The organism is Actinomadura sp. NPDC048032 (genome assembly GCF_040653175.1).
Taxonomy (GTDB): Bacteria; Actinomycetota; Actinomycetes; order Streptosporangiales; family Streptosporangiaceae; genus Spirillospora; species Spirillospora verrucosospora.
Map to the genome: position 1 here is coordinate 1 of NZ_JBEZJP010000224.1, position 12,783 is coordinate 12,783.

Here is a 12,783-nt window from a genome sequence, read left to right on the forward strand (position 1 = left end):
AGGCTGCGGTAGGCATCGGTGGTCAGGTCCCAGCAGGACTGGCCGTCCTCGGGTACGTAGGCGTCGCAGTAGACCAGGCGGCGCACCACGCCGGCAAGCCCCGCAGGCAGGGCCGCGAACGCGTAAGCGGAACGCCGCCAGAGCGACGAGCCGAAGCGGGACCGGCGCGTGACGCGGGAAACGAGAATCGCCATGAGACACCTTCCGAACTGCGTGAACGGATGTCTCCAGACTCGTCCCGGGGGCGCCGTCGGGTCGATCGTGGAAGCAGGCGGACCGGGGGTTCGGTTAACCACACCCCCTGCCCGCCGCAGGAAGGCGGCCAGGCCGCGCAGCGTCTCGCAGGACCCGGGATCAGATCATTCGGCCAAAGACCGTAGGTAGGCCATGAGGGCCTTGCCGCGCGGAGTGAGGCGGTACCCGGTCTCCAGGCTTTCGGTGAGGGCGAGGGCTTTGAGGCGGCGGACGTCGGCCTTGAAAGGGAGTCTGTCGCGGCCGAGGCGTTCGGCCAGGTCCAGGGCACGCAGGCCGGGGTGCTCCTCGATGAGGCGGAGGACTTCGCGGGTCCAGGGGGCGCGGCGGCTGCGGCTGTCGATGGCGTCGAGGGAGGCCCTGAGGTCGGCCAGTTCCTGGTCGGTCAGGTCGGCGTTCCCGGCCAGTTCCGCTCGGGGGTCGGGCCCGCCCAGACGGAGCATGACGCGGTGGTAGCCGCCCTGCTTGGTGCTCTTGGACAGGGCGGTGAGCAGCGCCGCGCGGCTGTTGAAGCCCGACCGCAGCGCGTCCTCCTCGGTGATCTCCTCGGGGGTGACGGCCGTGACCGAGTCGATGACGATGATCCCCGCCCAGGTGCGCTGCGTGCTCCCCGCACGGACCGGGGGCTTGCCCCACACCCGGAACACCCGGTCGATCCGCCCGCCCGCGATCCCCTCAAGGACCTCCCGCCTGAACAGCATCGCCCCTCCCAGGTAACGCGCCTCTCCTCCTGCAATCTTCCACGACTCGCCGCAGGGTGGTGGGCCCCCGGTCGTCAGTGCATGTCGGCGGCGGACTGGACGGCAGTGCGCAGGGCCGCGCGGGTCAACAGGAGGACGGGCCCGTCCGGGTCCTTACTATCCCGCACCGCAACCACGTCGGCCGGTTCCACGCAGTCACCGCCAGGACCTGCCGCAGCCCCACGTGTGTGCCCTGTTCAGGACGCCGCTCGCCGCCCGACCCTGACTGCCGGGCCGCCGCGCCGAGGCCGATCCGGCGGGTCGGTCAGGGCGGCTTGCGGTCACCGAGGAGTGGTGACGGACGGCTGAGCCTCGCCGCATCGTGGGCGGCGCGGGCCCGCGCCATCTTGGTACGGCTGTACTCGAGGTCCCGCCATCGCCCGGCCTGGCGTCCCGATGGCGGGCTCTGGCGATCATCTGCGCCGGCCAGCTCATGGTGCCCCTGGACGGAACGATCGTGGACGTGGCACTCCAGTCCATCCAGCAGAGCCCCGGATTCTCGCCATCGTGGCTGGGTGGTCCACGTCTACCTGACCCCGGCGGTCACGAGCCATTCAGCTGGACGGAGCGCGGAGAGCGTGCCCTGTGGGTCGAAGGCAATGCCCGTCGGCGTAGTCTGAATTCCGGTCGGCTCAGGTGGCGTGACGCCAGGGAACTCCGGGGAGCTCGTCCTGTCGACCGTCCGCGCGCCTCAGCCGGACTTCGCGTTCTTTGGTGACGTAGCCGATGTCGAAGAACTGAAGACCCTCATCCGCGAAAATCTTGGACAGCCGCGACGCCCCATCTTCCGCGACAGTGAAGACTAATTGGAAGTCCACTGAATCGCCCAGGATGACCGAGGTCAGGTCACCATGGGTGAGCCGTGCGACGTCCGCCACGATGCCCGCGACGGGCAGCGCGCTCTCCTCCACGACGAAGCCGACGCCGCTGGCGGCCGCCAGCGACTGGACGCCGGCCTTCAACCCGTCAGAGGTGTCCTGGCAGCTCGTCACCACACCGCTCGTGCTCAGGCAGCGCCCTTGCCGTACCAGCGCCTGGGGTCGCCGCCAAGCGGATATCAAAGTCTCCTCCTCGTCCGGGGAGAGCTTCGCTGAGCCGGTGTTGAGACCGCCGAAGTAGCGCTGGGCGGATGCCGCCACCCCCGTCGGCCCGGTGACGCAGAGGCGGTCTCCCGCGCGGGCACCGGTCCGCAGCAGTGAGCCGCCTCGCTCAACGATGCCCACGGCGGACGCGGACAGGATGATCCGCTCGGCACTGCCGATATCGCCTCCGACGTTCGGCGCGCCCACCTCCCGGCAGGCGTCACGGATCCCTTCCATCAGAGCCGTGAAGTCGTCGTCCGGCAGTGACCGCGGATAGCGGACGACCGTCAGGAGCGCGATCGGAAGCGCGCCCATGGCGGCGATATCGCTGAGATTGGCCATGGCCAGGTAGTAGCCGATGTCGTAGTTCGACAGGTAGCCGAGTTCGTACAGCTGGAATTTCGGCCCGCGAACGTAGTCCGAGCCCACGACGATTTCCATGGGCCCGTCAATTCCAAAGACCGCGCAGTCGTCCTGGGCGTCGGCACCCGCGACGAGTTCGGCCCGGACTCCGCTGTTAAGCTGCTGAGACCATCCCGACTGCCCACCGAACATGGGGGCGATGATGTCGGCCAGCCGCGTCGGCTCGTCGGAGGCGGGGCCGGCGCTCTGCATGGAACCCATTCCATCCTCAACCTTCCTGCGGGGTGTCAATGGCCTAAGGCAGTGAAAGCCTCCAGCGCGCAGTCTCTTTCATCGTCGCCACCAGAACATTTTTGCGGACGATGACTGCGTAGTCCCATTCCGGGTCAGTGAGGCCTAGAAGTCTTCCTGCCACTGATCGCAGATATTGACGGGGCTTTGCCCGACTCGCAGCGTACACCTTGTGTTCGGCGGCGTCTCCGCAATAGAAGTAAGGGAGATCGTCATGCCCGAATTGCTCTAGATCGGCGATGCCGCCCAGGGTGGTCGGCGTCAGGCCGTCCCGCAGGATCAGCCTGTTGACCTCCCTGAACGGCAGGGGAAGTAGATGGATATGAGCGTGGGTGACGCACGCAGATCCGTCCATCCGCATTGTGGAGCCGTGTTCAAGGAAGACGGGTTCGCCAAAGCTCGCCGTGTATGGGGGGATTATGTGCTTGAGTGCGGTCGCCGTCTCCTCGGTGTGGTCGCACATCAGAGCCCCAAAGCTGACATAGTGAGCATTGGGCACCAGAAGAAGATGTCCCGAGGTCAAGGGGGACATGTCGGCGAGCAGCGCGAAAATGCTGCCGCGTCCCACGATCCTTCCAGGTGGAGACCCGCCGTAGACCCGATGGAAGGTGACGTCCTCGGCCCCGGCGAGTTCCTGACAGAAGTCGGACCCGACACAAGAGTCTCCCTCGGCCACGGATCACCTCGACCGCAATTCGGGCTATCCTATTTCGCTTCGTTGGCGGACCGAAATTCCAGTCCGTCCAGTCGGCATCCATATTCTTACTCGGCCCGGGTATAGTTTGGCAAGCCTATGGCGAGACCACGGTGTGGCGAGCGGGGATGAGCGGCGGATGAAGATGTCGGCGGCGCGTGCCATTGACCGCTTGGTCGTGCTGGCGGCAACGGTGACTCTTGCAAGCAAGCAGTACGGATTTCCTTCCGGCGAGCTGTGGAAAGATGTCGAGCGCGAATACCCTTACGTCCTCGTCACCCTGATTCTGATCGCGGGCTTCTTCGGTGTCGCGACTCCTTCCGAGTCGTGGTCCCAGCGTCTCCGCGTCGAGCGCCGTCTGGTCATGCGCAGGCATGTCCTGACCGCGTTCGGCCAGTTGATCGAAGTCTGCTCGGCAGTCGCCCCGGCGATCGCGGTGAGCGACCTCGGCCTGCACATCTGGCAACGGAAGCGCAATTACCGCCATCCGCTTCGCGGTGAGCTCACGCGCGTCGCCACCTATCGGCTCGGCGCGTCACCGGCCACTCGCAGGATTCATCCGACTCCCGGTGTCGGCGTCGTGGGTCTGTGCTGGAAGCACGATCAGGAGGTGGGCGTCGATGTGTCGGCGCTCGCACGAGACCTGGTCGACGAAGATGCATTCACCTCATTCCGGGCGCGGGAGGGCGCGGATGCCGTGATGGGGTTCAGTTGGGAGGAGTTCCAGCGCTACCGCCACCGCGGCGCGGTCTTCGCCACCCCGATCAGAAACGGTCGTGCCAGGTTCGTGGGCTGCGTCAGCTTCGATGTCTCGCATGGCTATGACTCCCTCAATGCGCAGCGCATCTGGCATATCCTCAATTCACTGACCTTCGTGGTCGGGGAGGATGGCTTTGAAAATGTCTGAAGTGGGTGACATCACCCGTGAGACCTGCGGCTGCTACGACACCAATGCGAACGTTTACGGCGAAGTCTCGGAGGACTACGCCCGGTTTCCGGGACTGCGTGCCGAGGTCGTCGAGTTCGCCCACCTCGCTCCGCGCTCCCTGCCCGTCCTGGACCTTGGATGCGGCGGTGGCCGGGATGCCCGGCTGCTGGCATCGCTCGGCCGCACGGTGATCGCCGGTGATTACGCTCCGGTCATGCTCGCGTGGGCCCGCGGCCGAGCGCTGGAGGAGGGGCGCACGCTCGGTTTCCTGCGGCTGAACGCCTTGGCGCTCCCGATCCGGGACGCGTCGGTGGCCGGCGTGTGGGCCTCGGGGAGCCTGCTCCACATCCCATCGGCCGAGATGGGCCGAGCGCTGGCCGAGGTCCACCGCGTCTTGGCGCCGAAGGGCATCGCGGCGATAAGCATGCGAACCGGGGACAGCGAGGGCTGGAAGGACGGCGGATCGCTGGAGGGGCGGCGGTGGTTCACGCTCGTCAATCCGGAAGCGTTCGCGGGCTGCTTGGAGGCGGCCGGTTTCTCCGACGTCCGGATCCGCTTCGCCGGACGTGCGGGTTGGTTCATCGCGGTCGGTCAGCGATAGCCCGCGTTATTGCCAGGCGTCGGGATCGGAGTTCGGAGCGGCCCGGCGAATCCCCCCGCGGGGATCATCGACGTCGCCATGATGCCGGGGGATCAGATGGATGTGCAGGTGATCGATGCTCCGCCCGGCCGCCTTGCCGTCGTTGACACCGATCGTGTAAGCCTCGGGGAAGTACTTCTCGTCTAGGAGATCCCGTGCCTTGCGCATCAAGATGTAGGCGCTGAGGACCTCATGCTCGTCCAGGTCGAAGAACGAGACGACATGCCTTCTAGGGACGATCTCGATGTGCCCGGGATTGGCAGGGAAGTTATCGAAGCGCGCAAAAAAGAGATCGTTCTCGCAGAGGATCCTGTTGAGTGACGGGTCATCCGCTTGGCAGAAGATGCAGTCGGTGGTGATTGCGAGGGGTTCGGACGGGGGCCTTGCGTGCTCATGTCGGTGGCGCCGCTGAAGGAGACCGATCAAGAGTCGAAGCCTCTTGATCGGCCCTCCTCTCGATGTATGCCCGATGAGCATTGTATATCGACTCTCCCCTGTCGCCCGGATGTACGGATATGCGAGATCCAGTGATCAAATGCATGGCGGGGTGTGTGTGCTCACGACTTCGCAGATGGTAGCGGCTGGCATCGCCGCGCGAAGGTGAATGGTCACAGGAGTCATGGGTGCCACGGTGGATCCTGACGGTTGGTTACGTCACAAATGTCGTACCCGCCCACTAGGCCACGTTACGACTCTGGTGTTTCATACTGCAAGGTGCCTGCCGCGCGAGAACGACCTTTTGAAGTGTTCGGCCGGTGACAGCCGGTCGGCGAGACGGACGACGCACGTGGTCAGGGATGTTCCCCTTTTCGCCAAGGTGGCAGTGCTTGTGTCGAAAGATCTTGTCTCTGAGGTCGGCCTACCGGCACGGCGGAGGCGCGCCCGAGGGGTGCGCGAGGTTGCAGGAGGACCGGCGGAGCGCGGGGCCCGCCAGGGATGACGACCGATTCGATGCGGATGATGGCGTTGGCCTGCCGGGGGTGCGCTCGCACCGGTAGCGGCCTTGATGATGGAAGCGCGCGTGTCGACTGGACGGCGAAATCCCAATGCGCGCTAAGGGTGAACGCCCACACGCCGCGTTCGCCTGCGGCGTTGTTCCCCATAGAGCTTTGGATGAGGGCAACACGTCACAGGAAGAGGACCGGGAATGTCGGGCTGGTTGGAGTGCCTCTCAGCCAGGCGCTCGCCCTGTACCTCCGGTCGCGGTCATCGGATCTGCCGGAGAGGGTCCTGGAGGACGTCTGGCGGTCGATCCCGGAAATCGCCCGGGCTTCGCCGCACTCCTCCGATCACGACGCGCGATCCACCATCGACCAGAAGCTGCGCACGTTCGTCAGGAACATCGCGGACCCGGCGAAATCCCCGGAAGACCGGGCAAGGATGCACCGTGCCCTGGGACGAAGCGCCTACCTCCACGGCGTCAGCCCGGCCCTCCTGCAAAGCGCCTACCAGGCAGGCGCACGGTTCGCCTGGCGCCGACTGGCCGAGGCCACCCGACGATCCGGTACGACCGCCGACCATCTCTACGGTGTGACCGAGGCGGTCCTCACCTCCGCCGAAGACCTGTCCGCCCACGCGCTCGCCTCCTACACGGAGATGTCCCAAGAAGGCGCCGAGTCGCTGCACGAGAACCGGCATCGTCTGCTGCAAATCATCCTGGCCGAGCAAGGGACGATCGCCCCGAGCGTTCTGGCACGGGCGGCGGACGCAGCGCGATGGACCGACCGGCTGCGCTGCGGGCTCCAGGGCATGCGATTCGCCGTCGGCATCCGGGTCGATGTGGCCGAGGCGACGCAGTCATTGCACACCGCCGAACAGGCCTTGTCACTTCTCCGCCAGGGGACCTTCCCCAGCACCGACCACGTCCGCTGCGACGACCACCTCTCCACCTTGCTCCTGCTCAACAACGAACACCTGACACGCCGCCTGGTGGAGCACCACATGGCCGCCTTGGAACGGCTCGAACCGGAACCACGCCGACGGCTCTTTGAGATCCTTCTGGCCTGGCTGAGCACGGGCTCCCAGGCGCAGGCCGCCACCCCGCTCCACCTGCAGCCCCAGACCGTCCGCTACCGCATGCGCCGCCTGGACGAACTGTTCGGAGACAAGCTCCGCGACCCGGCATGGCGCTTCGAGATGGAACTCGCCATCCGCGCCCACCGCTAACTCTCCAGCCCCCCGCAACGAGACCCCGAAAAACTGACTCGGCGGCTCACCCCGCCAACCGCCCCCAACCGAACCGAATCGTTGCGTCATCGCCGGCCGGGGCCGCGCCAGTACTGTTGCCGGCCCTTGTCGCGTACGACGATGCCGATCCGTGCGAGCTCGCGGCGCAGCTCCTTGACGGAGTCGCCGGAACCCGAGGACTTCATGGCCTCCGCGCGGGCCGCGAGCAGTGCGTTCGCCAGTTCGGGCAGTTCCGGGGTCTTGGGAAACCAGATCCGGAACTCGTCCTCGTAAGGATCACCGACCGCCCATGCGTAGCCGTGCTCGGTGAAGGCCGCGGCCAGGCGCCGGGCGTTGAGGTCGCACTTCTCCCGGGCGATCTCTTCGCCCTTGAGGCCGAGCAGGACCAGCCGGTCCTTCTCCCGGAAGACGTGGCCGACCCGTTCGCGGGCGATCTCCTCGACGTGGTCCGCCCGCTTCAGGATCACCCGCTCGCCGGACACGGTGACCGACGTCAGCTCCAGGGAGTCCAAGAAGATCAGAGCCGTCCCCGCGAGCGCCCCCAGGGCGACGAGGCTGACGGTGAGCCACGGCTCGGGGATGGAGACCAGCAGCTTGGCGGGGCCCCGCATCGGTGCCCACTCCAGGCCCACGATCCAGTGTGCGAGCGGCTTGAGCAGCCAGGCGACGCCGGCCAGCAGTATCGCCGCCGCTGCGTACAGCGCCCCCTGCGCCCGGGCCGACCGGGCCAGCGTGGTGGGGGCATTCGGGTGCGATCGCATGGTCAGGACCTCCCTGACGGCGCGACGGCCCCCACGGGGCGGCGCAGGCGATGGTCGATGCAGGCCAGAAGGAGCAGCCCGCCCAGAAGGAGAGCCGCGCCCAGCCCGTGGCCTGCGACGCAACCCAGCAGGCACTTGGCGCTGAGGCCCAGTTCCGGGACGTGGGTCGGCAGCCGGTCGCGGTCCCAGGACAGCCCGTCCACGAAGTCGGGATTGAACAGGCTCTGGTCGATCAGCCCCGCCCGGACGAGCCCGAACGCCGCGCTCAGCAGCACCAACGCCACCACCAGCGCGATCCGGCGCGGCAGCGGAGGCGGGCCGGCAACTTCCACATCCATGATCTCGAACGTAGAAGTCCGCCTCCGCGCCGACAGCCGTCCAAAGACGACCACCGACCGCTCAAAGGTCGGTACTTGGCGACGCTTTGGTCGACCGGAAGCATCCACGACCGCCAGGTGCCGCAGGTGAAGCGTTCAAGCGGGTCGGTTCAGACCGATGAAGCTTCAGGAGCAGCAGCACGGGCCATCCGGGGCGCGGAGCTCGGGCGGCCTTGACCGCGTCACGCAGGTCCGGTTCCGGCCGGTCAGCGGAGAGGAGGCACGGCTCGCTGGGCGAGGCCCAAGGCGTACTCGGGCCACCAGGCGCCGGCCGCGGGATCGACCACGCCGTACTCGGGGTCCTCCGGGCCGGCGGTGCCGCGGGTGCACTGGCCGTCGGATTCGCCGGGGCGCTTGATCCAGAGGAACGCGTCGACCAGGGGATCACCGGTGCGGGTCGAGGGCCGGGCGCCCAGGCCGCGGCCCGGCGGGTTGCACCAGACCTGAGGGTCGGTGTACTCGCCTGCCGGAGGCGTCCACGGCCCCTGGCCGTTGCGGCTGGTGTCCAGCACGAAGTGTGTGAGCTTGCGCGGATCGTCCGGGACGGTGGCCAGGTCGGTGTCGGAGCAACTGGTCGCGCCCGTCTCCTGACGGAAGCGCAGGCACTTGGACAGCCTGGTCCCGTACGAGACCAACTCCTCGTCGCTGCGGTAGTTGGAGACGTTCAGCGCGAAGCCGTCGGCCTTGGCGACGCCGCCCTTCAGCAGGCGGCTGGCCATGCCGAGCTGGGCGCGCGGTTCGCCGTATCCGGCGTCGTAGTCGTTGAGGGGCTGCCAGTCCGAGTGTCCGGAGTCCACGTAGACGCCGGTGCGCGGCAGCCGCTGCAGGGCGCCGACCGCGTAGTTGATCTCGCGGAAGCGTTCGTCGACCCGGGCGGTGTCCTCTGGCGTTCCGGTGGTCCCGCCACCGCCCTCGTTGCACCACGGCTCGCTGGACAGCAGCGCCAGCCCGTCGGGCTCCACGATCACCACGGCCCGGCCACCGCCGATTCCCTTAGCGAAGGCGTCGATCCAGGCGCGGTAGGCGGCCTCGGTGGGAGCGCCACCCGCTGAGTACTGCGAGCAGTCCCGGCCCGGCACGTAGTACGCGACCAGCACTGGAACGGCGTGCTGCTTGGCGGCTCTGACCATCGTCTGCCGCACTGCCGTCCGCACCTCAGCGGGGGTGCCACTGGTGAACCAGATCGCCTGCGAGACCTTGGACAGGGCCCGCATGTGCGCCGCGTCGGCCTCGCGTCCCGCGGCCGCCCAGACGTCAGCCTGTCGCCCGGCGTTCGTCGAGGGCTCGACATAGAACTGGGCCTTCCCGGCCAGCGGATCGTCGTGCCCCAACGCCTGCGCCGGCGGGGCGAGAAGCGCGACGATGCTCGTCGCGGCCGTAGCGAGGATCCCGATGGCGCGTCTCATCCGGTACTCCAGACTCTCGGGGTGGTGGAGGAGGCGCACCCATGAGAATCGCTGAGTGATCCGGCCAAGCGGGACGAGTGAGCCGGAGTGTGGGAGCGCTCCCATGCAGGAGTCTGAGCATCCTCCGAAGATCCGTCAAGACCCAAAACCCCGAAGATCGTCCGATCGTCCATGCGCAGTCACGCTGCCACCGCGTGTGTGGGCCCAGTGGTTAGCGCAACAGCAAGTGGCCAGGCGAGTTCATCCACCCAGGATGTTGACGACTGCCAATTAGTGGCCGATGTCGAAGAAGGGGTCGCCCTCCGGAAGGGGGTGTGGTTGAGGGAGGGGTTCCCGTCGTCCGGGTGGAGTTGGTGGCTCTTTGCGTACTTGAAAGGTGTCCTGGTCGATGGGGTCGGATACCCCGCGGACGGCCTCGGCCATCTCGGCGTCCGGCCATTTCGTCGTGGAGTCCCACGTGCACTGAGCGAAGTGCGACAGTATGTAGCTCGGGTCGATCGATCCGGAGAAGTAGTGTAAACGGGCGTCGGTGAAATCCGTTCCGGTGAGGTCGGCGCCGGTGAAAAAGGCTCCCACCAGGTAGGCGTCGATGAACTTGGTCCGCACGAGCTTGGCGTCAATGAAGGACGAGGTGCCGGTCTCGGGGGCGCCGCCGAAGTAGGCGCCGGTCATGTCGGCGTCGGTCATGTCGGCGCCGGTGAAATAGCCGACGATGCCGAAGTCGGCGTCGCGTAGATCCGTGCCGATGAGTTTGGCGCCGTTGAACGCGGCTCCCAGTCCCGGGCTCGGGCCCGGTTCGGCGCAGGAGAGATCGGCATGGCGCAGATCGGCTCCGCTGAGGTCGGCGCCTATGAGGTCGGTGCCCTTGGGGAACCGGACGCCCCGCAGGTCGGCCCCACGCAAGTCTTTGCCGGCGAGCCGGGCGACTGCCTCGGCACTGCTGTCATCGATCAATTCCGCCAGGTTGTCCGGTAATCCGGACGGCCGACTGGCCCCTGTCCGCTCGCCGCTGAGGGTTTCGTCGGGGACGACCCTTCCGTGCAGCGCGTACAGGTGGAAACCGTCGCGGTAGCGCAGGGCCGGACCTGTGCGGCAGTGCAGCACCAAAGGGTCTTCCCCGGACCTTGGCGCCTTGGCGAGACGGATCTGAGCGGGCCGCTCGCACACCAGGCAGACCTCCTTGAAGGGCCACCAGCCGCCGCAGGACTCGATGAGTTCCTTCCACAGCGCCAGCCTCCGTTTCCAGACCTCCCGTCGCCGTTTACGGAAAAACCATCCGCCCCTCTTGCCCCGATGACCGCTGAGCAGGGTCAGGAGGAACTCGCCCGGTTCCGGCACACCGTGTGCGGCCGCGATCGCCTGGGGCTTTGGCGAGCCGAACTCACTCCAGTTCCAATCGGGATCCCCGCGAGGTGAATCGATCCACACCAGCCGAGGCTGCGGCGCGCCGACCAGTTCGTACAACCCGCGGATCGCCGCCTCGGCGGCGGGCCGGTCGGCCGGCTCAGTGGCTTGCCGTCCCGCCCACTCGGGCAGGCGAGCGGCCAGCCGTGTGATTTCCAGGCCGGCAATGTCCGGGTGGACATAGATCTCAGTGTTGAACGGGCGAGGCAGCGCCATACTCGCTCCCTATCACGGGACACGCCACGCAACCAGGGCCCAAGAAGGCGCCTCCAGCCCAGTCCAGCAACGCAGAGACCGAGAAAGAAGCGCCTTGCCGCCGATCCGCTTCCACGGAGCGGCCACGCTGGCGCCGCTCGCCAAGGTCGGCCTAAAGATGATCAGCGAAACGCGGGGGCCCTCGCATCCCTCATCCACCGCAGACACCTACACCTAGTGCTTCCCGAGGTGCCCCGGGCAGCCACCGAACCATCCCGGTGACACCGCCTGCCCCCGAACCCGTGGGCAGCTCTTTCACGGACGTGGGCGGCGCGGTGGTGGCGGTGGGGACAGCAAGGACCCGGCGATCCGCCGCACCCCACCGACCTCACAGGGAAGACCCCACGCCCGTCCGCCTCCCCTGTAGGAATTTCCGTCGGATTCGCCCCTGAACTGGGGGTGAGGGAGGGGCGTTGATCGCCTTCGGAGGCGCTGCCACTACGTTCAGACCGCTTGTCCAGGTTCGCATGTGGAGTGGGGTTGCGTGGCGCTGGACGCAGCCTGGCAGTAGATGGCCGCCCGGCTGACCGAGGCCGGCGACGACGCCCGCGTCCGCGTGGCGCGGCGAGCTGATCTTCTTGGCCCTTTGTCATCCCTGGTCAGGCGGGGCGTGCGGCTGTAGCTCTCACGGGGGAGACGGGACGGCACGGCCCACCCGGCTGGGGGAGGGATCCGGCCCCCGATCCCAGCAAAGTCGTTCATGCCGGGATCGGGAGCCGGAGCGCCACTCTCAAGGAGCCACGATGACCACGACCCTTATCGAAACGGCGTCCGCTGGCGTCCAAGTCCAGCGGGGCGGCTGGAAAGCGGGGTTCCGCACCGTGCCGGGTGTGCCCAGATGGGCGCGCTGGGCGGCGCACGCGGCGGCCCTGACGACGCTGCCGTCGGCGTTGTGGCGGCTGCCGATGGCGTGGGGGTTCGGGATGGGCTTCACCGACGAGGCGATGGTGGAACTGCACGTCCCCGGCTGGGGCTCGGCGTACGTGCTCGCCCTGATCCTGCTGAGTGAGGTCGCATCGTTCGCCACCCTCGGTCTGATCCAGCCGTGGGGGGAGCGGTTCCCCCGCTGGATGGGGTTCGTCGGCGGCAAGCGCGTGTCGGTGCGGTTCGCGGTCACCACCGCGACGTTGGGGGCGATGGCGGTGCTGCTGTACGCCGCCGGCTACTTCTACTCCTGGACGCATCGCAGCTCCGGTTCCCCGACCGGCGCATGGGCGTGGCTGATGAACGCCTCGTTCGCACCGGTCGTGTTCTGGGGCCCGCTGCTGATCGCGGTCACCGTCCACTACTACCGGCGACGCCGCGCGGCCTGACCAGCTCCCAGCATGGACCGGGCCCACCGCCCGGGAGCTTCGACGCCGAACCGCCCGTCACGGTCGACGACGGCCGCAAGGCCGAGCTCC

13 protein-coding genes and 1 pseudogene are annotated in these 12,783 nt (G+C 67.6%); 4 read left to right on the plus strand and 10 right to left on the minus strand.

The genetic code is table 11. From position 1 onward, the window contains the following. The 5 genes and pseudogenes from AB0C69_RS25720 to AB0C69_RS25740 all read right to left on the minus strand — a co-directional run. Positions 1-194: hypothetical protein (locus AB0C69_RS25720; protein ID WP_360357701.1), on the minus strand; the 194-nt coding region annotated here is incomplete at its 3' end. Positions 195-359: 165 nt separating this feature from the next. Further along, positions 360-953 (minus strand): hypothetical protein, encoded by a 594-nt coding sequence (locus tag AB0C69_RS25725; RefSeq protein ID WP_360357703.1) that lies wholly within the window; start codon positions 951-953, stop codon positions 360-362. A 74-nt stretch (positions 954-1,027) separates the two neighbouring features. Next, positions 1,028-1,150 (minus strand): annotated as a pseudogene (locus AB0C69_RS25730) (DUF397 domain-containing protein); the annotation flags it as partial. A gap of 474 nt (positions 1,151-1,624) precedes the next feature. Then, positions 1,625-2,689, minus strand: a complete 1,065-nt coding sequence (gene thiL, locus AB0C69_RS25735) for a thiamine-phosphate kinase (RefSeq protein ID WP_360357705.1) — start codon at positions 2,687-2,689, stop codon at positions 1,625-1,627. Positions 2,690-2,732: 43 nt separating this feature from the next. Next, complete coding sequence (locus AB0C69_RS25740; protein WP_360357707.1) at positions 2,733-3,404, minus strand: hypothetical protein; 672 nt, start codon at positions 3,402-3,404, stop codon at positions 2,733-2,735. Positions 3,405-3,561: 157 nt separating this feature from the next. On the opposite strand from AB0C69_RS25740, the gene AB0C69_RS25745 reads away from it, so the two are divergent. Then, positions 3,562-4,329, plus strand: a complete 768-nt coding sequence (locus AB0C69_RS25745; protein WP_360357709.1) for a hypothetical protein — start codon at positions 3,562-3,564, stop codon at positions 4,327-4,329. A gap of 1 nt (position 4,330) precedes the next feature. Then, positions 4,331-4,951 (plus strand): class I SAM-dependent methyltransferase, encoded by a 621-nt coding sequence (locus tag AB0C69_RS25750; protein ID WP_360357711.1) that lies wholly within the window; start codon positions 4,331-4,333, stop codon positions 4,949-4,951. A gap of 6 nt (positions 4,952-4,957) precedes the next feature. Here the strand turns inward: AB0C69_RS25750 and AB0C69_RS25755 are convergent, their stop codons facing one another. Further along, positions 4,958-5,416, minus strand: coding sequence for an HIT family protein (locus tag AB0C69_RS25755; protein WP_360357713.1), 459 nt, complete (start codon positions 5,414-5,416; stop codon positions 4,958-4,960). Between the two features lie 738 nt (positions 5,417-6,154). Here AB0C69_RS25755 and AB0C69_RS25760 point away from each other — a divergent pair. Then, positions 6,155-7,156, plus strand: a complete 1,002-nt coding sequence (locus AB0C69_RS25760; RefSeq protein ID WP_360357715.1) for a helix-turn-helix domain-containing protein — start codon at positions 6,155-6,157, stop codon at positions 7,154-7,156. Between the two features lie 86 nt (positions 7,157-7,242). Here the strand turns inward: AB0C69_RS25760 and AB0C69_RS25765 are convergent, their stop codons facing one another. The 4 genes from AB0C69_RS25765 to AB0C69_RS25780 form a co-directional block, all read right to left on the minus strand. Next, positions 7,243-7,938, minus strand: a complete 696-nt coding sequence (locus AB0C69_RS25765) for a hypothetical protein (RefSeq protein ID WP_360357716.1) — start codon at positions 7,936-7,938, stop codon at positions 7,243-7,245. 2 nt (positions 7,939-7,940) lie between these two features. Beyond that, positions 7,941-8,276, minus strand: a complete 336-nt coding sequence (locus tag AB0C69_RS25770) for a hypothetical protein (RefSeq protein ID WP_360357718.1) — start codon at positions 8,274-8,276, stop codon at positions 7,941-7,943. 245 nt (positions 8,277-8,521) lie between these two features. After that, the gene (locus AB0C69_RS25775; RefSeq protein WP_360357720.1) at positions 8,522-9,721 is read right to left on the minus strand and encodes a glycoside hydrolase family 6 protein; all 1,200 of its coding nucleotides are present in this window, start codon (positions 9,719-9,721) and stop codon (positions 8,522-8,524) included. A gap of 270 nt (positions 9,722-9,991) precedes the next feature. Then, positions 9,992-11,341, minus strand: a complete 1,350-nt coding sequence (locus AB0C69_RS25780; protein WP_360357722.1) for a pentapeptide repeat-containing protein — start codon at positions 11,339-11,341, stop codon at positions 9,992-9,994. Between the two features lie 782 nt (positions 11,342-12,123). On the opposite strand from AB0C69_RS25780, the gene AB0C69_RS25785 reads away from it, so the two are divergent. Next, positions 12,124-12,693, plus strand: coding sequence for a hypothetical protein (locus AB0C69_RS25785; RefSeq protein ID WP_360357724.1), 570 nt, complete (start codon positions 12,124-12,126; stop codon positions 12,691-12,693). The last annotated feature ends 90 nt before the right edge of the window (positions 12,694-12,783 follow it).